We start from the raw sequence: 21,616 nt of genomic DNA on the forward strand, positions 1-21,616 counted from the left end.
CTATCGCACGCTATGGGCGGGGGGACAAAATCGAAACCAAGGCGTGTGGCTCAGTTCACCTTCGGATGCCAGGCAGCGGCGGAGAGGTGGGGTCAGACGGCGGCGGCGGCCCGTTCGCGGATCTTCATCTCGAACCAGACGCCCTTGCCGCGCGGCAGCAGGTCCGCGCCCCAGCGGTCGGCGAGGGACTCGACCAGGCGCAGGCCGTGGCCGTTCTGGTAGCCGACCTCGGGGGCCTGGATCAGGCAGGGCAGGGCGCGGGAGGAGTCGCGGACCTCGATCCGGAGCCAGCCGGGGCGACGGGTGACCTTGAGGCCGATCATCCGGCCGCCGGTGTGCCGGACGGCGTTGGCGACGAGTTCACCGGTCAGCAACTCCCCCGCCTCCATGAGCTGGTGGAGTTTCCACGTCCGTAAGACCGAGAGGACCAGGCGCCGGGCCACCCCGGCGGACTGCGGGCGGGAGGGGAGGCGGACCTCCTCCGCGGCGTCGGGGTCGCTGAGGACGCCGAAGAAGAGGTGCTCCATCTCCTCCGGCGTCAGCCGCTCCAGGTCGGCCAGCACCACGCCGGGGGCGATCCCTGACGGGTCGTCACCGTGGGTGCGGGCCGGTGGAAGTGATGACCGCTCTGCTTCGCCCCATGCCGCCATGCGCCCCATCATTGCGGAACGCGAGCAGGCGCGTACGGACAATGAGCAAACGATCACTATTCGTTTGGCATATGCCCTCAGCAACCGAACGGACGCCCGAGCGTCACCACTGCGTCCAGGGGGTGTTCCAGCCGCCCAGTCCGTTGGACGAGTCGACCACCGGGCCCTTGGAGTTGACCACCTTGAACACGTCCCCGACCAGGCTGGAGTCGTAGAGCTTGCCCGCCGGGGCGCTCGGGCTGCCGGACTTGGTGTCGGTGACGCCGATGCAGCCGTGGCTGGCGTTGGCGCTGCCGATCGCGCTGCCGCTCCACGAGTTGCCGTGCACGTAGGTGCCCGAGTCCGTCAACCTCATGGCGTGCGGAACCACCAGGTCGTACTCGTCGCCGGAGCCCTCCTTGGTGACGCCGGCCGAGGTCATCCGGGTGGTGCCCTCCTTGGCCTCCACCACCATGACGCCGTTCCAGGTGTCGAAACCGGGCTTGCCCGCGGTGAACGCGACGGTGTCGACCTGCTGGCCGTCCCGGACGACCGCCATCTTGTGGGTGTTGACGTCGACGGTGGTGACCTGCGAGCGGCCGATGGTGAACGGCTCGTCCTTGTCCACGTCGCCGTAGACGCCGGGCGCGGTCTCCACGTTCTTCAGCTTGTAGTGGATGGTGACCTTGGTGCCGGGGTTCCAGTAGTTCTCCGGCCGGAAGTCGACCCGCTTGTCGCCGAACCAGTGGCCCTTGACCTTGGTGCCGTCGGAGGCCTCGAAGGTGATGCCGGCCTCCACCGCCTCCTTGTTCTTCACCGAGCGGTCGAACCGCACCGAGACGATCATGCCGACGCCGTAGGTCCCGTCGTCGGCGATGTTGTCGCTGGTGCCGGCCTCCTTGTCGGGGGTGAGGGTGGTGAAGGTGGAGCGCGCGTTGGTGACCACGCCCTTGGCGTCCTCGGCGAGCGCGTCCACGGTGTAGGCGGTGCTGACCGCCAGGCCCGCCTTGGGGGCCCAGCCGGTGCCGTCGGCGGTGAGCTCGCCCGGGACCTCGGTGCCGTCCGGGCCGGTGACCTTGACCGAGGTGAGCTTGCCGTTGGCGGCCGAGACCTTGACCGCGCCGGTCGGCTTGACGCCGGTGCTGCCGTTGGCGGGTTCGATCGCGATGCTCGCGGCCGAGACCGCGGGGCTGGGGCTGGCGTCACCGGAGGCGCCGGCCGCGGCCGAGCCCTTGGGGCTCTCGGCCTTCGCCGAGCCGGTGCTGCACCCGGCCGTCGTCACCATCAGGACCAGGGCGCCCGCGAGCGCCCCCACCGCGTATCCCGCGCGCATCGCCTTCACGCTTCCGCTCTCCCCACACCGCACACCCGGGCCGGTCCGGTGACCGGCCTTTCGGTTGATATGACGGGTCGGGCGGCGGAAACGTTGCGGGTGAAGTGTCCCGGTCCGGTCACGAACGGCCGACGGCCCGGCGGTCGGTCGACCGCCGGGCCGTCACCGCACGGGCACCGGGCCTACCACTTGCTCCACGGGACGGTCCAGCCGCTCCAGCCGTTGTCGCCGGCGACGGTCTGGCCCTTGGAGTTCTTGATCTTCACCACGTCCCCGATCATCGAGGAGTTGAAGAACTTGCCCGCCGCCGTGGCGTCGCCGCCGCCCTTGACGTCGGCCATGCCCACGCAGCCGTGGCTGGCGTTGGACTTGCCGAAGGCGCTGCTCCAGTAGTTGCCGTGCACGTAGGTGCCGGTGGAGGTCAGGCGCATCGCGTGCGGCACGTCGGGGACGTCGTACTCGTCGCCCTTGACGTTGGAGACGGTGGCCGAGTTCATCCGGGTGACCTTCTCCCTGGAGGAGATCACCATGGTCCCGTTCCAGGACGGGTTCTGGTCGTTGCCCGCGGTGATCGGGATGACCTCGGTCTTGCCGCCGCCGTGGTCCACCGTCATGGTGTGGGCCGCCGCGTCCACCGTGGAGACCTGGTAGCGGCCGATGGTGAACGGCTCGTCCTTGTCGATGTCGCCGTACACGCCGGGGGCCACCTCGACGTTCTTCAGGCGGTACTTGACCGTCACCTTGGTGCCGGGCGCCCAGAAGTTCTCCGGCCGGAAGTCCAGCCGCGTGTTGTTCTCGTACCAGTGGCCGCGGGCCACCGTGCCGTCGGAGCCGGTGACGGTGACGCCCGCCTCCACCGCCTGCTTGTTCTTGATCGACTTGCCGAAGCGCACCGAGACGATCATGCCGACGCCGTAGGTGCCGTTGTCGGCGATGTTGTCGTTGGTCGAGACGGTCTTCGCCGGGGTCAGCGTGGTGAAGCTGGTGGTCGAGGCGGCGACCAGGCCCGCCGAGTCCACCGCCTGCGCGGCGATGGTGTAGGTGGTGCCGACGGCCAGCTGACCGGTGGGCTTCCAGCTCAGGCCGTCGTCGGCGATCTTGCCCTCGACCGCCTTGCCGTTCTTGTCGGTCACCGCGACGGAGGTGAGCTTCCCGCTCGCCACCGCCACCTGCAGACCGTCCTTCGGCTGCACGTCGGTCGCGCCGTCGGCGGGCGTGACGGTCAGCTGCGCCGCCGAGGTCTTCGGCGGGGCGTCGCTCGCGGACCCGCCGCCCCCGCCCCCGCCGCCCGCGGTCGCGCCCGCGCTGCCCTTGGCGTCGGTCGAACCGCCGCCGTTGTCGTTGCAGGCCGCGGTGCCGAGCAGCAGGACGCCGCCCACCAGCAGCGCCGTCGCGGACCGCCTGGCCCGCCGTCCGCGTCCCGCCACCGCTCCGGCCGTACGAACCGTCTCCACTGCGCTGCTCCCCTCCCGGTATTCCCGACGAATACACGTGCTGACGCCCGGGATCGGTTGCACCGGGTCGGCCCGATCCGGGGTCCGCCCTGTGCCGACCCGGTCGCGCGCGGTCAGGATAACGGGCCCGTCCGGGTGAATCTTCGGCGGGAGCCCGGTGCCGGTTCGGTGAACCCTCAGCCGCGGCCCGGGGCGCTGCCCGCGGTCCAGTGCGCCCAGTCCAGGTTCCAGTCGGAGAGGCCGTTGTCGGGGGCGACCCGCTCGCCGCGGGAGCCGCGGACCTCGACCACGTCGCCGGTGATGGTGTGCCGGTAGAACCAGCCGGCCGGGGAGTCGTCCGAGCCGCCCTTGGCGTCGGGCAGGCCGATGCAGCCGTGGCTGGTGTTGGCGGCGCCGAAGACCGCGGGGTCGCTCCAGTAGTTGCCGTGGACGAAGGTGCCGGAGGCGGTCAGCCGGAGCGCGTGCGGGACGTCCTTGATGTCGTACTCGTCGCCGAGCCCGACCGTCCGGGAGTTCATCCTGGTCTCCTCGAAGCGCTCGGAGACCACCATGGTGCCGAGGTAGGTGGAGTGCTCGGGGCTGCCGCCGCTGACCGGCAGGGTCCGCAGCACCCGACCGTCCCGGCGGACGGTCATGGTGTGGGCGTCCAGGTCGACGGTGGCGACCAGCGAGCGGCCGACGGTGAAGCGCACGTCCTTGTCCTGGGTGCCGAGGTAGCCGGGCGCGCCCTCGACGTCCTTGAGCCGCAGCAGCAGGGTGACCCGGGTGCCGGCCGGCCAGTAGGCGCGGGGGCGGAAGTCGAGCCGCTGGTCGCCGAACCAGTGCGGGGCGATCTCCAGCGGCGGGTCGGCGGTGACGGCGACCGCCTTCTCGACCGCGGCCCGGTTGGCGATCGGGTGCGAGAAGCGCAGCGAGACGGGCATGCCGACGCCGACGGTGGAGCCGTCCTCGGGGGTGAAGAAGCCGACGAAGGTGTGCTCGGGGGCGACGGTGGTGAAGCCCGCGTGCTGGACGGCGCGCAGGCCCGCGCCGTCCTCGGCGACCGCGTCCAGGGTGTACGCGGTCGCGGTGGCGAGCCGGTGGTCGGCCAGCCAGCCGGTGCGGTCGGCGGTGAGCGTGCCGGGGACGGTCGCGCCGCGGTCGTCGGCGAGCCGGACGGTCAGCAGCCGTCCGCCGGTGACCGACACCGCGACCCGGCCGTCCACCGGGACGTCCTGCGCGCCGTCGCCGGGCTCCACCGCGAGCTGGGCGCGGGAGACCGGCGGGGCCGCGTCGCCGTCCGGGGCCCGGTCGCCGCCGGAGCAGCCCGCCAGCAGCAGCAGCCCGAGCGCCGCCGCCCGCCGTGCCCAGAGCCGTACCGCGGCGCGCATGCCGTCCTCCGTGTCCGTTTTCGTCAGCTACCACCCGATACCGGACACAACGAGCGATTCCGTCCGCCGGACACGGCCGAATGGGTTTCCGCATCCGGCTCCGCTGGGCACATGATCGATCACGGTGCGTCACTCCGCCCGACCCGGGGTGACGAGGGCCGTCGGACAGGGAACAACCGGAAGAACGGGGACGGGCCCCCGGATGGCTGGGAGGGTCGCCATGACGGCGTGGCAGGAGCTGGGTGCGGGCACGGGCCGTCAGGCGCGGTCGGCCGTCCGGTGGAACGGCTCGGCGCCCCGGCCCGGGGCCGCCCCGCCGTGGCCGGGCAGCTGGCAGCCGCTGGGCGCCCGGTTCCGCAGCGACGCGGAGGGCGGCCGGGGCACCAACTTCGCGCTCTGGGCGCCGACCGCCGAGGCCGTCGACCTGTGCCTGTTCGACGAGCGCGGCCGGGAGAGCCGGCACCGGCTGACCGAGCAGACGTACCAGACCTGGCACGGCTACCTGCCCGGCGTGCTGCCCGGCACCCGCTACGGCTTCCGCGTGCACGGCCGGTGGGACCCGTGGACCGGCGTCCGGCACAACCCCGCCAAGCTGCTGCTCGACCCGTACGCCCGGGCGGTCGACGGCGCCTACACCGCCCACGACGCGACCTGCGCGGCCGTCCGCAACTGGCCCGAGCGGGACGTGGCGGACACCGTCCGGGACGACCGGGACTCCGCGCCGTACGTGCCCAAGGCCGTGGTCGTGCACGACGACGACGACTGGTACGACGACCAGCGGCCGAAGACCCCGTGGGCCGAGACGGTGCTGTACGAGCTGCACGTGCGCGGCTTCACCATGCGCCACCCGGAGGTGCCGCCGGAGCTGCGCGGCACCTACGCGGGGCTGGCGCACCCGGCGGCGATCGCGCACCTGACCCGGCTGGGGGTGACGGCGGTGGAGCTGCTGCCGGTGCACCACCACGTCAGCGAGGACCACCTGCAGGCCCGCGGGCTGGTCAACTACTGGGGCTACAACACGCTCGGCTACTTCGCCCCGCACGCGGGCTACTCGGCGAGCGGCAGCCGGGGCCAGCAGGTCGGCGAGTTCAAGCGGATGGTGCGGGCGCTGCACGCCGCGGGCATCGAGGTGATCCTCGACGTGGTCTACAACCACACCGCCGAGCAGGGCGTGATGGGCCCGACGCTCTCCCTGCGCGGCATCGACAACCCGGGCTACTACCGGCCGGACCGCTCCCGCCGCGGCTACGCCGACTACACCGGCTGCGGCAACACGCTGGACACCCGCCGCCCGCAGGTGATCCGGCTGATCACCGACTCGCTGCGGTACTGGGTCGCCGAGATGGGCGTGGACGGCTTCCGCTTCGACCTGGCCGCCGCGCTGGCCCGCGGCGGGGACGGCGTGGAGATGGAGCACCCCTTCCTCGCCGCCGTCTCGCAGGACCCGCTGCTCAGCCGGGTCAAGCTGATCGCCGAGCCGTGGGACGTCGGCCCGGGCGGCTACCAGGTCGGCGGCTTCCCGCCGCTGTGGGGCGAGTGGAACGACCACTACCGGGACACCGTCCGGGACTTCTGGCGCGGCGCCCGGCCGGACGTCCGCGAGCTGGCGACCCGGCTCTCCGGCTCCTCCGACCTGTACCAGCGCGGCGGCCGCCGCCCGTACGCCTCGGTCAACTTCGTCACCGCGCACGACGGCTTCACGCTGCGCGACCTGGTCAGCTACGACCGCAAGCACAACGGCGCCAACGGCGAGGACAACCGGGACGGCACCGACGACAACCGGTCCTGGAACCACGGCGTGGAGGGCGACAGCGACGACCCGGCCGTCCGCTCGCTGCGGGTGCGCCAGTTGCGCAACCTGCTGACCACGCTGCTGCTCTCCAGCGGGGTGCCGATGATCACCGCGGGCGACGAGATGGGGCGCACCCAGGGCGGCAACAACAACGCGTACTGCCAGGACAACGAGACCAGTTGGCTGGACTGGTCGCTGCTGGACGACCCGGACTGGCGCTCGCTGACCGAGCTGACCGCCAAGCTGGTGCACCTGCGTCGGGCCCACCCGGTGCTGCGGCAGCGGGCGTTCTTCTCCGGCCGCCCGGCCGGGCCGGACGGGCAGCGGGACCTGACCTGGCTGACCCCGGCGGGCCGGGAGATGACCGACGCGGACTGGTTCTCGCCCGGGCAGGCGCTGGCGATGCGGCTGTCCGGCCGGGCGATGTCCGAGCGCGACCCGCAGGGCCGCGAGGTCCGGGACGCCGACTTCCTGCTGCTGCTGAACGCCGCCGCCGAGCCCCGGCGCTTCACCCTGCCCGGCCCGCACGTCCCGGTGCTGGACACCGCGCTGGCCGGGGCGCCGGAGGCGGTGGCGGTGACGGAGGCGCTGCTGACCGGCCGCTCGGCGGTGCTGCTGACCGCGGGGTGAACGCGGCCGGGCCGTGGCGGCGGGACCGGGCCGCCGCGGCCTGGCCGGATCTCGCCGACAGGGGCAAAAAACCGGATGAGAAATGTCGGCGGGACGGCCTACCCTCTCGGCGATGGCCGAGAACCAGACCTCCGCTCCGCCCACCCCCGCGGATCCGAACGAACCGTCCACCGACGGCGCCCAGGCCCCACCCGCACCGGCACCCCGGTCCGCGGTGCGCTCGCTGCTGCGCCTGTGGCCCTACGCGCGCGAGGTCCGCTGGCGGATCTTCGGCTCGATGGCCGCCGCCGGGCTCGCCTCGCTCAGCGTGCTGGCCGTCCCGGTCGTGCTGCGCCGGATCGTCGACGGCCCGGTCGCCGAGCGCGACCTGTCCGGCCTGTGGCCGCTGGCCGGGGCGCTGCTGCTGCTCGGCGTCGCCGAGGCGGTGCTGTTCGGCGTCCGCCGGGTGATCGTGGCCCGCCCGCTCGCCAAGGTCGAGACCAGGCTCCGCGGAGACCTGTTCGCCAAGCTCCAGCGGCTGCCGATCTCCTTCCACGACCGCTGGCCCTCCGGCCAACTGCTCTCCCGGGCCACCTCGGACCTGTTCGTGCTGCGGCTGTTCCTGGCCTTCCCGCTGGTCTTCCTGGTCGTCAACTCCACGGTCTTCCTGACCGGCACCGCGCTGATGTTCGCGCTGGACTGGCGGCTCGCCCTGATCCCCCTCGTCCCGGCCGTCCCGCTGCTGTTCTTCACCCGCCACTTCGAGGCCCGCTACTCGGCCGCCTCCCGGCTCGCCCAGGACCAGAACGGCGACCTCGCCACCGTGGTCGAGGAGTCGGTGCTCGGCATCCGGATCCTCAAGGCCTTCGGCCGGCACCGCACCATGGCCGAGGAGTTCCGCCGCCGCAGCGCCGAGCTGCGCGGGACCGAACTGCGCAAGGCCGGGCTGCTCGGCAACCTCTGGGCGGCCATCGTCGGCCTGCCCGAGCTCGCCCTCGGCGGCGTCCTGGCCACCGGCGCCGTCCTGGTCGCCCACGACCAGCTCTCGGTCGGCACCCTGGTCGCCTTCCTGTCCACCGCGCTCGCCCTGCGCTGGCCGGTCGAGTCGCTCGGCTGGCTGCTCGGCTTCGCCGCCGAGGCCGCCAGCGCCGCCAACCGCTACTTCGAGGTGATGGACGAGCCGGAACCGGCCGACCCGCCGTCCGGCCCGGCCCCCTCCGGGGACCGCGGCATCCGCTTCACCGGCGTCCGCTTCCGCTACCCCGACGCGCCCGCCGACAGCCCCGACCTGCTGGCCGGCGTCGACCTGCACGTCCGCCCCGGCGAGACGCTCGCCCTGGTCGGCGCCACCGGCAGCGGCAAGACCACCCTCACCGCGCTGCTCCCCCGGCTGTACGAGCCCACCGCGGGCTCGATCACGCTGGACGGCACCGACATCCGCGACCTGCCGCGCGAGCGGCTGCGCCGCGAGGTCGCCGTCGCCTTCGAGGAGCCCACCCTGTTCTCCGCCACCGTCCGGGAGAACGTCCTGATGGGCGCCCCCGACGCGGCCCCCGAGCAGGTCGCCGCCGCCCTCGCCACCGCGCAGGCCGGCTTCGTCGACCGGCTCCCCGACGGGCTCGACACCGAGGTCGGCGAGCAGGGCCTGAGCCTGTCCGGCGGCCAGCGCCAGCGCCTGGCGCTGGCCCGCGCCGTGGTCGGCCGGCCCCGCTTCCTCGTCCTGGACGACCCGCTCTCCGCGCTCGACGTGCGCACCGAGGCCCTGGTCGAGCGGGCCCTGCGGCGGGTCCTGGCCGACACCACCGCCCTGGTCGTCGCGCACCGCCCGTCCACCGTGCTGCTCGCCGACCGGGTCGCGCTGCTCGCCGACGGCCGGATCGCCGCCGTCGGCACCCACCAGGAGCTGCTGCGCTCCTGTCCCGCCTACCGGGCCCTGATGTCCGGCGAGTCCGAGCTGGAAGGGGCGCTGGCCCGATGAGCACCGCCGTCGCCGAACCCGCCGTCGCGGAGGACGACCTCCTCCCCCCGGCCGCCGACGACCAGGACATCCCCGTCCCGCCCGGCGCCCCGCGCGCCCTGCTCGGCTCGCTGCTGGCCCCGCACCGCCGCCGGATCGTCGTCGCCGTCCTCACCGTCCTGCTCCAGCAGGCCGCCCTGCAGGCCGGGCCGCTGCTGGTCGCCGTCGCCATCGACCGCGGCATCCCCGCCCTGCGCGACCACCGCGCCGGGCCGCTGGTCGCCGTCACCGCCGCGTACCTGGGCTGCGCGCTGCTCGCCACCCTGCTGCAGCGGGCGTTCATCCGGTTCGCCGCCCGGATCAACCAGGACGTCCTGCTGGACCTGCGCGGCCGGATCTTCCGGCACGCCCAGCGGCTCAGCCTCGACTTCCACGAGCGCTACACCTCCGGCCGGATCATCTCCCGCGCCACCAGCGACGTGGACACCCTGCGCGAACTGCTCGCCGAGGGCCTGCAGGAGCTCCTGATGGTCTGCCTGTCCGTCGGCTACATCACGGTCGTCCTGGTCGTGGTCGACTGGCGCCTCGGCCTGGCCGCGCTGGTCTCCTTCCTGCCGATGTACCTGGTCATCCGCTCCTTCCGGCGCCGCTCCCAGCAGGTCTACCGCCGCTCCCGCACCGTCACCGCCGGGCTCATCGTCCGCTTCACCGAGACCATGAACGGCATCCGCCCGGTGCAGGCGTTCCGCCGCGAGGCCGCCAACGAGAAGGCGTTCGGCACCCTCAACCGGCAGTCCGCCACCGCCACCGCGGACGGCCTGCTGGAGATGGCCCGGTACGTCTTCCTCTCCCGGCTCACCGCCAACGTCTGGATCACCGGCGTGGTCGTCCTCGGCGCCTTCCTGGTCACCGACGGCAGCCTCGAACTCGGCGTCCTCACCGCCTTCGTGCTCTACCTGCGCCGCCTGTACGACCCGATCGACCAGCTGGCGATGTTCCTCAACAGCTACCAGTCCGCGGCCGCCGCCCTGGAGAAGATGGCCGGCCTGCTCGCCCACGAGCCGTCCGTCCCCGAGCCCGCCGAACCCGTCGCGCTGCCCGCCGCCGCGGGCAAGGGCCGCGAGGTCGTCTTCCGCGAGGTCTCCTTCGCCTACGCCAACGGCAAGCAGGTGCTGCCCCCGTTCGACCTGCGGCTCCCGGCCGGGCGGACCACCGCCGTGGTCGGCGCCACCGGCGCGGGCAAGTCCACCCTCGCCAAGCTGCTGGCCCGCTTCTACGACCCCACCTCCGGCACCGTCGCCCTCGACGGCGTCGACCTGCGCGGGCTCTCCACCGCCGACCTGCGCGCCAACGTCGTGATGGTCACCCAGGAGTCCTTCCTCTTCTCCGGGACGGTCGCCGAGAACATCGCCGTCGGCAAGCCCGACGCCACCCGCGCCGAGGTCGAGGCCGCCGCCCGCGCGATCGGCGCCCACCCGTTCATCGCCGCCCTCCCCGACGGCTACGACACCGACGTCCGCAAGCGCGGCGGCCGCATCTCCGCCGGGCAGCGCCAACTCGTCGCCTTCGCCCGCGCCCTGCTCGCCGACCCGGCCGTCCTGATCCTGGACGAGGCCACCTCCTCCCTGGACGTCCCGGGCGAGCAGGCCGTCCAGCACGCCATGCGGACGGTCCTGGCCGGCCGCACCGCCGTGATCATCGCCCACCGCCTCTCCACCGTCGAGATCGCCGACCGCGTCCTCGTCATGGACCAGGGCCGCATCGTCGAGGACGGCACCCGCGCCGCCCTCATCGCGGGCGAGGGCCGCTTCGCCACCCTCCACCGGACCTGGAAGGACAGCCTGGTGTAGGGACGGACCAGGTGCTCCCCCGTGAGGAGACGGCAACCACCGGGCAACTCCCGTGCAACACCCGGGAATCCGCAGCCCCCTAATTTCTGTCACCCGACAGAAAACGCCTGCGGAAGGCCGGTGCCCCATGACCACCAGCACGACGTCCGCGCCCCCGGCCGCCACCGCCGTCGCGGCCGACTACCCCCAGCAACTGCACCGCACCATCGGCCGGTTCGGCTCCTTCGCGGCCGGCTTCTCCTTCATCTCGGTGCTCACCACGGTCTTCCAACTGTTCGCGTTCGGCTACGGCGCGGCCGGCCCGGCCTTCGTCTGGACCTGGCCCGTCGTGCTGCTCGGCCAACTGCTGGTGGCCGCGTGCTTCGCCGAACTCGCGGCCCGGCACCCCTTCTCGGGCGCGATCTACCAGTGGGCGAGCCGGATGGCCGGTCCGGTGTACGGGTGGTTCACGGGCTGGCTGATGGTGCTGGGCCAGGTCGTCGTGGTGGCGGCCGCCGCCCTCGCGCTACAGGTGGTGCTGCCCGCCCTGTGGTCGGGCTTCCAGCTGCTGGGCGGCGACCCGTCGCCGACCACGGCGAGCGGCGCGGCGAACGCCGTCCTGCTCGGGGCGGCGCTGATCGCGCTGACCACCGTGGTGAACGCCGTCGACAACCGGGTGCTGACGCTGGTCAACGGCGTCGGGGTGGGCGCGGAGATCCTGGGCATCGCGCTGATCGTGGTGGCGCTGTTCGGCCACGCCGAACAGCCCCCGCGGGAGCTGCTGCACACCGCGCCGGGTAGCGGCGGCGGGTGGGCGCTGCTGGTGGGGGCGTTCACCGCGGCGTACGTGATGATCGGGTTCGACAGCGCGGGCGAGCTCTCCGAGGAGACCCTGGCCCCGCGCCGGACGGCGCCCCGGACGATCCTGGCCGCGCTGGCCGCCGCGGGCCTGAGCGGCGGACTGCTGCTGCTCGGCGGGGTGCTGGCCGCGCCGAGCCTGACCGACGGGCGACTGGCGGCGGAGGGGCTGCCGTACGTGCTGACCAGCCGGCTGGGCGAGGGGCTGGGGCGGGTGCTGCTCGCGGACGTCGCGGTCGCGGTGTGCGTCGGCACCCTGGCGATGCAGACGGCGGGGGCCCGGATGGTGTTCTCGATGGCCCGGGACGGCGCGCTGCCGGGGTGGCGCCGCCTGTCCGCGGTCGCCCCGCGCAGCGGGATGCCGCGCCGGGCGGCGCTCGCGGTGGGCGCCCCGGCGGTCGGCTTCCTGCTGCTCAACCTGGCGTCCCCGGCGGCGTTCGTGGCGCTCTCCTCGACCTGCGTGGCCCTGGTCTACGCGGCGTACGCCCTGGTGGTGGGCGCGGCGCTGGTCCGCCGCCTGCGCGGCCTGCCGCTGGGCGAGGGCGCGCCCGCGACGGACGAGACGGGCCGTCCGCTGTTCTCGCTGGGCCGCTGGGGCCTGCCGGTGAACGCGGCGGCGCTGCTGTACGGGGTGGCGATGACGGTGAACCTGGCGTGGCCGCGCGCCGCCGTGTACGACCCGGAGGGCGGCCACTGGTACCTGCGCTGGTTCGCCCTGCTGACCTTCGCCGCCGCCCTCGCCACCGGCGCGGCCTACCGCCTGCGCCGCCGACGCCCCTGACCTCCCCCGCCACCCGCCCACGGCCGCCCGCACCCCGGGCGGCCTCCGCGCGTCCGCCCCGCCCGCACCGCACCGCCCTCACCGTGAGGGGACGGTAACTCCCGTGTCACGCCGGGGCAATGGCGCCGAATCCACCCCTCCCTAATTTCTGTCGCATGACAGAAACCCCCCACGCCGAGGCCGGCACCGCCACCACCACGGCCGCCCGCGCCCACGCCAGGTCCCAGGCGGGCACGGTCGTGGACTGCATGCCGCAACTGCCGCCGCCCGCAGGCACGTTGTGGTCGGAGACCGTCGCGGGCGGCGGCTACACCCAGCTGGCCCTCCCGGCGGGCGCGCACGTCGCGCTGACCGACCGGGACGGGGATGCCTGCGCGCACCTGCTGCTGTTCGTGACCGACCGCCCCTGGGAGCGGCTGAACCCGGCGGACACCGTGAAGGTGCAGTGGAACGCCTACCTCCGGCTCGGCAGCCAACTGCTCTCGGACCAGGGCCGGGTGCTGGCCACCCTGGTCGCGGACACCTCCGGTCGGCACGACGCCCTCGCGGGCGCGTCGACCGCGGCCCGAAACCGCGCCCGCTACGGGGACGGCGCGGCGCACGGCCCGTCCCCGGCGGGGCGCGAACTGCTGCTGCTGGCCGCGGCCAAGCAGGGGCTGGCCCCGCGCGACCTGCCCGCCCCGGTCTCGTTCTTCCGCGGCGTCACGGTGGACCCGGACGGTTCGCTGCGCCCCACCGGTTCGGCCGGCCCGGGGGCCGAGGTGGTGCTGCGGCTGGAGCAGCGCACCACCCTGCTGCTGGCCAACACCGCCCACCCGCTGGACCCGCGTCCGGCCTGGCACTGCACCCCGCTGCGGGTCACCGTCACCCCGGGCGCCGTGACCGCCCCCGGCGACCCGCACTGGGACGCCACGCCCGAGCGCCACCGCGCCCACCTCAACACCGCCGCCCTGGGGGCCCGATGACCACCACCGCCATCCCCGCCGCCGTCCCGGAGACCGTCGTCCTGGACGAGGTCGTCCCCGCCCGCGCCGCCTGGTCCGCCGTGGTCCGCCGCGGGCAGTTCCTGACCGTCACCGACCTGCACGGCAACCAGGCCGTCGACTGCCTGCTGTACGACGCGCACGACACCGCGGTGCGCTACAGCGCCGCCGACACCCTGCAGGCGTCCGGCAGTGTCTTCGTGTCCACCGGCACGGTGCTGATGTCGAACGAGCACACCCCGCTGATGACGGTGGTGGCGGACGACTGCGGGCGGCACGACACGATCGCGGGCGCCTGCTCGAAGGAGTCGAACACGCTGCGCTACGGCCACCACACCTGGTCGCAGCACGCCTGCGTGGAGAACTTCCTGGCCGAGGGGGCCCGGCACGGGCTGGGCAAGCGCGACCTGGTGTCGAACCTCAACTGGTACATGAACGTGCCGGTGGAGGCGGACGGCACGCTGGGCATCGTGGACGGGCTCTCCGCGCCGGGCCTGCGGGTGGTGCTGCGGGCCGAGGCGGACGTGCTGGTGCTGGTCTCGAACTGCCCGCAGGTCAACAACCCGTGCAACGGCTTCGACCCGACCCCGGTGCGGATGACGGTCACCGGGCGCACCGGAGCCACCGTGCCCGCCGCAACCGCCGGGGAGGGCCCGCGATGAGCTTCGACACCCTGCTGGTCGCCAACCGGGGCGAGATCGCGGCCCGGATCGTCCGCACCGCCCGCCGGATCGGCCTGTCCACCGTCGCGGTGTTCTCCGACCCGGACCGCTCGGCCCCGCACGTGCGGATGGCCGACCGCGCGGTGCGGCTGGGCCCGGCCGCGGCGAAGGACAGCTACCTGCGGGCGGACCTGGTGCTGGCGGCCGCGCTGGAGGGCGGGGCGGGCGCGGTCCACCCCGGGTACGGGTTCCTCTCGGAGGACGCCGCGTTCGCCCGCCGGGTGGAGGCGGCGGGCCTGGCCTTCGTCGGCCCGACCCCGGCCCAGCTGGAGGTGTTCGGCGCCAAGCACACCGCCCGCGCGGCGGCCGAGGCGGCGGGGGTGCCGCTGCTACCGGGCACCGGGCTGCTGGCCGACCTGCCCGCGGCGCTGGCCGCGGCGGAGGCGGTGGGGTACCCGGTGATGCTGAAGGCCACCGGCGGGGGCGGCGGCATCGGCATGCGGGCCTGCCGGGACGCGGCGCAACTGGCCGACGCCTGGGAGGGCGTGCAGCGGGTGGCGGCCGCGAACTTCGCCACCGCGGGGGTGTTCCTGGAGCGGCTGGTGGAGCGGGCCCGGCACGTGGAGGTGCAGGTGTTCGGCGACGGCACCGGCCGGGTGGTGACCCTGGGCGACCGGGACTGCTCGCTGCAGCGCCGCCACCAGAAGGTGCTGGAGGAGGCCCCGGCGCCCGGCCTGCCCGACCGCGTCCGCCGCGAACTGGCCGACTCGGCACGGCAGTTGTGCGCCTCGGTGGGCTACCGCTCGGCGGGCACCGTGGAGTACGTGTACGACGCGGCGCGCGAGGAGGCGTACTTCCTGGAGGTCAACACCCGGCTGCAGGTGGAGCACCCGGTCACCGAGGCGGTGTACGGGGTCGACCTGGTCGAGTGGATGCTGCGCCTGGCCCGGGGCGAGCGCGGGGTGGTGCGCGAGGTCGGCCCGCCGCGCGGGCACGCGGTGGAGGCCCGGGTGTACGCCGAGGACCCGTCGCGCGAGCACCGGCCGAGCGCGGGCCTGCTGACCGAGGTGGCCTTCCCCGCCGACGTCCGGGTGGACACCTGGGTGGAGACCGGCACCGAGGTGACCACCGCGTACGACCCGATGCTGGCGAAGGTGGTCGTGCACGGCGCGGACCGCGCCGACGCGCTGGAGCGGCTGACCAAGGCCCTGGCGGACACCCGGATCCACGGCGTCGAGACCAACCTGGGCCTGCTGCGGGCCGTCCCGGCGGTGCCGGAGGTGGCCGCGGCCGCCCACCACACGGGGACGCTGGCGCGCGTCGCGGACCCGACGCCCCGGATCGAGGTGGTCCGGGCGGGCACCCAGACCACCGTGCAGGACTGGCCGGGCCGCACCGGCTACTGGCACGTCGGGGTGCCGCCGTGCGGGCCGATGGACGACCTGTCGTTCCGGCTCGGCAACCGGGCGCTGGGCAACCCGGAGGGCGCGCCCGGCCTGGAGTGCACGCTGCTGGGCCCGGCGCTGCGGTTCACCGCCCCGACCTGGGTGTGCGTGACCGGCGCGCCCGCGGCGGTGACGGTGGACGGCGCGCCGGTGCCGCAGTGGGAGCCGGTGCTCGTCCCGGCGGGCGGGCTGCTGGACGTCCCGGCGCCGCCCGGCCCGGGCCTGCGCTGCTACCTGCTGGTGGCGGGCGGCCTGGACGCCCCGGCGTTCCTGGGCAGCGCGGCGACGTTCACGCTGGGCGGCTTCGGCGGCCACGGCGGCCGGGCGCTGCGCACCGGCGACGTGCTGCACGGCGGCACCGGCCCGCTCGGCCCGGGCGCGGGCCCGGTCGCCGACCGCCCGGAGTTCACCTCGCCCTGGCTGCTGCCCGCGGTCGAGGGGCCGCACGCCGCCCCGGAGTTCTTCACCGAGCAGGACGTCGCCGAGTTCTACGCCGCCGACTGGTCGGTGCACTTCAACAGCGCCCGCACCGGGGTCCGCCTGGTCGGCCCGAAGCCCGCCTGGGCCCGCCGGGACGGCGGCGAGGCGGGCCTGCACCCGTCGAACATCCACGACACCCCGTACGCGGTCGGCGCGGTCGACTACACCGGCGACATGCCGGTGCTGCTGGGGCCGGACGGGCCCTCGCTGGGCGGGTTCGTCTGCCCGGCGACGGTGGTCTCGGGGCAGCGCTGGAAGCTGGGGCAGTTGCGGCCGGGCGACACCGTCCGCTTCGTGCCGGTGACCGCCGACGACGCGGCGGCGCTGCGCCGCGCCCCGGCCGCGGTGCCCGCCCCCTCGCGCCCGGCGGTGCTGGACGGCGGCGTGCTGGACCGACTGCCCGAGGGCCCGGGCCGCCCGTCGGTGACGTACCGGCGCAGCGGGGACGACAACCTGCTGGTCGAGTACGGGCCGATGCAGCTGGACCTGGCGCTGCGGATGCGGGTGCACGCGCTGGCGGAGCTGGTCGCCGGGCGGCGCCCGGCGGGCGTGGTCGACCTGACGCCGGGCATCCGCTCGCTCCAGGTGCACGTGGATCCGGGCGTCCTCCCGGTCTCCGAACTCCTGGCACTCGTCCGCGAGTTGGAGCAGGAGCTGCCGCCCGCCGAGCAGTTGGTGGTGCCCAGCCGGACGGTGCACCTGCCGCTGTCCTGGGACGACCCGGCGACCCGGGAGGCGATCGAGCGGTACGTCGCGGGGGTGCGCGACGACGCGCCGTGGTGCCCGTGGAACATCGAGTTCATCCGCCGGATCAACGGCCTGGCCTCGGTGGACGAGGTGTACCGGACGGTCTTCGACGCCGAGTACCTGGTGCTGGGCCTGGGCGACGTCTACCTGGGCGCGCCGGTGGCGACCCCGCTGGACCCGCGGCACCGGCTGGTCACCACCAAGTACAACCCGGCCCGGACGTGGACGGCGGAGAACTCGGTCGGCATCGGCGGCGCCTACCTGTGCGTGTACGGCATGGAGGGCCCGGGCGGCTACCAGTTCGTCGGGCGGACGGTGCAGATGTGGTCGGGCTGGCAGCAGCGCGGGCCGTTCACCCCGGGCGCGCCGTGGCTGCTGCGCTTCTTCGACCGGATCCGCTGGTACCCGGTCTCGGCGGAGGAGCTGCTGGAGCTGCGCGCCGACATGGCCGCGGGACGGTTCGAACTCCGGATCGAGGAGGGCGAGTTCGCGCTCGCCGAGCACCTGCGCTTCCTGAGCGCGAACGCCGGTCCGATCGAGGAGTTCCGGGCGGTGCAGGCGGCGGCGTTCGCGGCGGAGCGGCGGGCCTGGGAGGAGTCCGGCGAGTTCGACCGGGCCGACCGGGCGGCCGGGGCGGCGCCCGCCGCGCCGCGCGCGGTGGAGGTGCCGCCGGGCGGCGGCGTGGTGGAGGCCGAGTTCACCGCCTGCGTGTGGAAGGTGGACGTGGCGCCGGGCGAACGGGTGCGCAAGGGGCAGCGGTTGATGGCGTTGGAGGCGATGAAGATGGAGTCCGCGGTGTTCTCGGACCGGGACGGCGTGGTCGCCGAGCTGCTGGTCGGCTCGGGCGACCAGGTCGAGGCGGGCAGCCCGCTGGTGGTGCTGGGGGCTCCCGCGTGAGCGCGCTGGAGCGGGTGCGCCGGGCGTACGCGCGGATCGCCGCGGTCGACCGGCCGGAGGTGTGGATCGACCTGCGGCCCGAGGCGGAGGCGGCGGCCGAGGCGGCCGGGGTGGACGCCCGGGTCGCGGCGGGCGAGCGGCTGCCGCTGGCGGGCACGGTGTGCGCGGTGAAGGGCAACATCGACGTGGCGGGCCTGCCGACCACGGCGGGCTGCCCGTCCTACGCGTACGCGCCGGAGCGGGACGCCCCGGCGGTGGCCCGGCTGCGGGCGGCGGGCGCGGTGGTGCTGGGCACCACCAACCTGGACCAGTTCGCCACCGGCCTGGTCGGCACCCGCAGCCCGTACGGCGCGGTGCGCGGCGCGGTCGACCCGGGCCGGATCTCGGGCGGCTCCAGCTCGGGTTCGGCGGTGGCGGTGGCGCTGGGCCTGGTCGACCTGGCGCTGGGCACCGACACGGCGGGCTCGGGCCGGGTCCCGGCGGCGCTGAACGGCGTGGTGGGCCTGAAGCCGACCCCGGGCCTGGTGCCGACCGCGGGCGTGGTCCCGGCCTGCGCGAGCCTGGACTGCGTCTCGGTGTTCGCCCGCACGGTCGACGAGGCGCAGGCCGCGCTGCGGCTGCTGGCCGACCCGGCCCCGGCCGCCCCGGGCCGCCGCCCGGGCCCGTGGCGGGTCGCCGTCCCGGCCGCCGCCCGGCTGGGCGTGCTCGCGGACGGCTGGGCGGTGGCGCACGCGGCGGCGGCCGACCGGCTGGCGGCGGCGGGCGTCGAGCTGCGCGACCTGGACCTGTCGCCGTTCGACGCGGCGGCGGCGCTGCTGTACGAGGGCGCCTTCGTGGCCGAGCGGTACGCCGCGGTGGGCGCGTTCGTGGACGCGGCGGCCGAGCGGGGCGATCCGGGGCTGGACCCGGTGGTGGCGGGCATCGTCCGGGCGGCCCGGGAGGTGCCGGCGCACCGGCTGTTCGCCGACCGGGCCGAGCTGGAGCGGCTGCGGGCCGCGGCGCTGGCCGAACTCGGCGACGCGGACGCCCTGTTGCTGCCCACCACCACCTGGCACCCGACCTTCGCCGAGGTGGCGGCCGACCCGGTCGGCGCCAACGCCCGGCTGGGCCGGTTCACCAACTCGGCGAACCTGCTGGGGCTGTGCGCGCTCGCCGTCCCGGCGGGCACGGTCGACGGCCTGCCGTTCGGCGTGATGCTGGTCGGCCCGCCCCGGACCGAGGGACGGCTGGCCGCGCTGGCCCGGCTGCTGACCGCCCCGCCGGTGCGGCTGGCGGTGTTCGGCGCGCACCTGACCGGGCAGCCGCTGAACGGCCAACTGACCGCGCTGGGCGGCCGGTTCACCGCCGAGGTGCGCACCGCCCCGGAGTACCGGATGTACGCGCTGGACACCGCCCCGCCCAAGCCGGGCCTGGTCCGGGTGGCGGAGGGCGGGGCGGCCCTGGCGGGCGAGCTCTGGGAGCTGCCCGCCGCCGGGCTGGGCGCGCTGCTGGCCGCCCTGCCGCACCCGATGGCGCTGGGCCCGGTCCGGCTGGCGGACGGTGTGAGCGCACCGGGCTTCCTGTGCGAACCGGCCGCGCTGGCGGGCGCGGTGGACGTCACGGCGTCCGGCGGGTGGACCGCCCACCTCGCCAGTCGATCTCTTTCAAACTGACCATCCACTTCTTGCAATATCTGTCGAACATATTGCCGCCCGAAGTCAACGTCGTTACGCTCCCGGGTCGTCGGGTCGCGGACCTGACAGGACGTCGTCAACCGGGCGGAGGCAGCGGCATGGTGGTATCGCGACGGGTGTTCCTGCAGGCGGCGGCAGCGGCGGGCCTCACGACGGGCCTGGCCCTGGGCGAGGCCCCGGCCCACGCCGCCAGCGCCCCGGGCGACGTGGTCGGCAAGGTGACGGTCGGCTACCAGGGCTGGTTCGCCTGCCCGGGCGACGGCGCCCCGATCAACGGCTGGTGGCACTGGTCCCGCAACTGGGGCGCCGCCCCCTCCCCCGCCAACAGCGCGATCGTCGCCTGGCCGGACGTCCGCGAGTACCCGCGCACGTACGCCACCGCCTTCGCCAACCTGAACAACGGTCAGCAGGCCGCCCTGTTCTCCTCCTACGACCAGTCCACCGTCGACCTGCACTTCCGCTGGATGAAGCAGTACGGCATCGACACCGCCGCCCTGCAGCGCTTCAACCCGACCGGCGGCGAGGGCCCGACCCGGGACGCGATGGCGGGCAGGGTGCGCAGCGCGGCGGAGTCGCAGGGCGTGAAGTTCTACGTCATGTACGACGTCTCTGACTGGACGACCATGCAGTCGGACATCAAGACCGACTGGACGAACAAGATGCGCGCCCACACCGCCTCGCCCGCGTACGCCCGGCAGAACGGGAAGCCGGTGGTGTGCGTCTGGGGCTTCGGCTTCAACGACGCCCAGCGCCCGTTCACCCCCGCGCAGTGCCAGGACGTGGTCAACTGGTTCAAGGCGCAGGGCTGTTACGTGATCGGCGGGGTGCCGACCTGGTGGCGTACCGGCGACCGGGACTCCCGGCCCGGTTTCTCGGACGTCTACCACTCCTTCGACATGCTCTCGCCCTGGCTGGTCGGCCGGATCGGCAGCGCGGCGGACGCCGACAACTTCTACAACGTCGCCACCGTCCCGGACCTGGCGGAGTGCGCCGCGCACGGCATCGACTACCAGCCGTGCGTGCTGCCCGGCGGGGTCGGCGACCGGCAGCGGGCGCACGGCGACTTCATGTGGCGGCAGTTCTACAACATGGCCCGGGCCGGGGTGGCGTCCGCGTACGTCTCGATGTTCGACGAGTACAACGAGGGCAACCAGATCGCGAAGACCGCCGAGTCCCAGGCCTGGGTGCCCGCCGGGTCCGGGTTCCTGGCGCTGGACGAGGACGGCACCGCCTGCTCCTCGGACTACTACCTGCGGCTGACCGGCGACGGCGGCCGGATGCTCAAGGGGCAGTTGGCCGTGACGGCGGCCCGCCCGACCCAGCCGTTCCCGACCGCGCCGGACACCACCGCCCCCGGCGCGCCGGGCGGCCTGCGGGTGACCGGGCAGAGCGACACCACGGTCTCGCTGGCCTGGAACGCCGCCAGCGACAACGTGGCCGTCACCGGCTACCGGGTCCGGGTCGGCGGCGCGGTCGCGGCCACCACCACGACGACCTCCTGCACCGTCACCGGCCTGTCCGCCTCCACCACCTACACCTTCGACGTGCAGGCGCTGGACGCGGCGGGCAACCTCTCCCCCGCCTCCGCCCAGGTCTCGGCGACCACCGCCGCCACCACCGTCCCCACCGGCGACCTGGCGCTGCACCGGCCCACCGCGGAGAGCAGCCACACCCAGGTCTACGGCTCCGGCAACGCGGTGGACGGCGACCCGAACAGCTACTGGGAGAGCGCCAACAACGCCTTCCCGCAGTGGCTGCAGACCGACCTCGGCTCCACCCTGCCGGTGCGCCGGATCGTCCTGTCCGTCCCGCCCGCCACCGCCTGGGCCACCCGCACCCAGACCGTGGAGGTGCAGGGCAGCACCGACGGCACCGCCTTCACCCGCCTGCTGGCCCCCGCCGGCTACGTCTTCGACCCGGCGACCGGCAACCGCGCGACGCTCACCCTCCCCACCGCCACCGGCACCCGCCACCTGCGCCTGGTCTTCACCGCCAACACCGGCTGGCCGGCCGGCCAGGTCGCCGAACTGCAGGTCTACGCCTCGTAGTTCCGCCCCCCACGGGCCGGGGGCGGCGACCGGAAACCTCTTCGTCCCGCCCCCGGCCCGACCGCTAGC

Annotated in this window: 13 protein-coding genes; 9 read left to right on the forward strand and 4 right to left on the reverse strand. The window is 74.6% G+C overall.

Annotation, left to right across the window (positions count from 1 at the left end):
• Positions 1-92: 92 nt before the first annotated feature.
• The 4 genes from ACFY00_RS07085 to ACFY00_RS07100 form a co-directional block, all read right to left on the reverse strand.
• On the reverse strand, positions 93-527 hold the full coding sequence (locus ACFY00_RS07085; RefSeq protein ID WP_388028581.1) for an ATP-binding protein: 435 nt from the start codon (positions 525-527) through the stop codon (positions 93-95).
• Positions 528-753: 226 nt separating this feature from the next.
• Positions 754-1,962 carry an Ig-like domain-containing protein gene (locus ACFY00_RS07090; protein WP_388028102.1) on the reverse strand — a complete coding sequence of 403 codons (1,209 nt, stop codon included), beginning with the start codon at positions 1,960-1,962 and terminating at the stop codon, positions 754-756.
• A gap of 182 nt (positions 1,963-2,144) precedes the next feature.
• The gene (locus ACFY00_RS07095; RefSeq protein WP_388028104.1) at positions 2,145-3,416 is read right to left on the reverse strand and encodes an Ig-like domain-containing protein; all 1,272 of its coding nucleotides are present in this window, start codon (positions 3,414-3,416) and stop codon (positions 2,145-2,147) included.
• Positions 3,417-3,592: 176 nt separating this feature from the next.
• Positions 3,593-4,786 carry an Ig-like domain-containing protein gene (locus ACFY00_RS07100; protein ID WP_388028105.1) on the reverse strand — a complete coding sequence of 398 codons (1,194 nt, stop codon included), beginning with the start codon at positions 4,784-4,786 and terminating at the stop codon, positions 3,593-3,595.
• A 220-nt stretch (positions 4,787-5,006) separates the two neighbouring features.
• Between ACFY00_RS07100 and glgX the strand changes: the two genes are divergently transcribed.
• From glgX to ACFY00_RS07145, 9 genes are all read left to right on the forward strand, one after another.
• On the forward strand, positions 5,007-7,208 hold the full coding sequence (gene glgX, locus ACFY00_RS07105) for a glycogen debranching protein GlgX (RefSeq protein ID WP_388028107.1): 2,202 nt from the start codon (positions 5,007-5,009) through the stop codon (positions 7,206-7,208).
• 112 nt (positions 7,209-7,320) lie between these two features.
• Complete coding sequence (locus ACFY00_RS07110; protein WP_388028109.1) at positions 7,321-9,165, forward strand: ABC transporter ATP-binding protein; 1,845 nt, start codon at positions 7,321-7,323, stop codon at positions 9,163-9,165.
• Positions 9,162-10,994: an ABC transporter ATP-binding protein gene (locus tag ACFY00_RS07115; protein WP_388028111.1), complete on the forward strand. Its 1,833-nt coding sequence runs from the start codon at positions 9,162-9,164 to the stop codon at positions 10,992-10,994. The genes ACFY00_RS07110 and ACFY00_RS07115 overlap by 4 nt, the downstream gene beginning before the upstream one ends.
• A 127-nt stretch (positions 10,995-11,121) precedes the next feature.
• Positions 11,122-12,612, forward strand: a complete 1,491-nt coding sequence (locus tag ACFY00_RS07120; protein WP_388028114.1) for an amino acid permease — start codon at positions 11,122-11,124, stop codon at positions 12,610-12,612.
• A 155-nt stretch (positions 12,613-12,767) separates the two neighbouring features.
• Positions 12,768-13,577: an urea amidolyase associated protein UAAP1 gene (locus ACFY00_RS07125; RefSeq protein ID WP_388028116.1), complete on the forward strand. Its 810-nt coding sequence runs from the start codon at positions 12,768-12,770 to the stop codon at positions 13,575-13,577.
• A complete protein-coding gene (locus tag ACFY00_RS07130) occupies positions 13,574-14,257 on the forward strand; it encodes an urea amidolyase associated protein UAAP2 (protein WP_388028118.1) in 684 nt (227 codons plus the stop codon). Before ACFY00_RS07125 ends, ACFY00_RS07130 begins: the two co-directional genes overlap by 4 nt.
• Complete coding sequence (gene uca / locus ACFY00_RS07135) at positions 14,254-17,826, forward strand: urea carboxylase (protein ID WP_388028120.1); 3,573 nt, start codon at positions 14,254-14,256, stop codon at positions 17,824-17,826. Before ACFY00_RS07130 ends, uca begins: the two co-directional genes overlap by 4 nt.
• Positions 17,823-19,478 (forward strand): allophanate hydrolase, encoded by a 1,656-nt coding sequence (locus ACFY00_RS07140; RefSeq protein WP_388028123.1) that lies wholly within the window; start codon positions 17,823-17,825, stop codon positions 19,476-19,478. The genes uca and ACFY00_RS07140 overlap by 4 nt, the downstream gene beginning before the upstream one ends.
• A gap of 119 nt (positions 19,479-19,597) precedes the next feature.
• Positions 19,598-21,547 carry a discoidin domain-containing protein gene (locus ACFY00_RS07145; protein ID WP_388028125.1) on the forward strand — a complete coding sequence of 650 codons (1,950 nt, stop codon included), beginning with the start codon at positions 19,598-19,600 and terminating at the stop codon, positions 21,545-21,547.
• Positions 21,548-21,616: the final 69 nt, after the last annotated feature.

The sequence above is a fragment of the Kitasatospora sp. NPDC001540 genome, assembly GCF_042894345.1.
Classification (GTDB): domain Bacteria; phylum Actinomycetota; class Actinomycetes; order Streptomycetales; family Streptomycetaceae; genus Kitasatospora; species Kitasatospora phosalacinea_C.

Coding starts and splice junctions, on each gene's coding strand:
- ACFY00_RS07110 (WP_388028109.1), top strand. CDS start 7,321: ATGGCCGAGAACCAGACCTCCGCTCCGCCCACCCCCGCGGATCCGAAC.
- ACFY00_RS07100 (WP_388028105.1), bottom strand. CDS start 4,786: ATGCGCGCCGCGGTACGGCTCTGGGCACGGCGGGCGGCGGCGCTCGGG.
- ACFY00_RS07125 (WP_388028116.1), top strand. CDS start 12,768: ATGACAGAAACCCCCCACGCCGAGGCCGGCACCGCCACCACCACGGCC.
- ACFY00_RS07090 (WP_388028102.1), bottom strand. CDS start 1,962: ATGCGCGCGGGATACGCGGTGGGGGCGCTCGCGGGCGCCCTGGTCCTG.
- uca (WP_388028120.1), top strand. CDS start 14,254: ATGAGCTTCGACACCCTGCTGGTCGCCAACCGGGGCGAGATCGCGGCC.
- glgX (WP_388028107.1), top strand. CDS start 5,007: ATGACGGCGTGGCAGGAGCTGGGTGCGGGCACGGGCCGTCAGGCGCGG.
- ACFY00_RS07130 (WP_388028118.1), top strand. CDS start 13,574: ATGACCACCACCGCCATCCCCGCCGCCGTCCCGGAGACCGTCGTCCTG.
- ACFY00_RS07145 (WP_388028125.1), top strand. CDS start 19,598: ATGGTGGTATCGCGACGGGTGTTCCTGCAGGCGGCGGCAGCGGCGGGC.
- ACFY00_RS07085 (WP_388028581.1), bottom strand. CDS start 527: ATGGAGCACCTCTTCTTCGGCGTCCTCAGCGACCCCGACGCCGCGGAG.
- ACFY00_RS07120 (WP_388028114.1), top strand. CDS start 11,122: ATGACCACCAGCACGACGTCCGCGCCCCCGGCCGCCACCGCCGTCGCG.
- ACFY00_RS07115 (WP_388028111.1), top strand. CDS start 9,162: ATGAGCACCGCCGTCGCCGAACCCGCCGTCGCGGAGGACGACCTCCTC.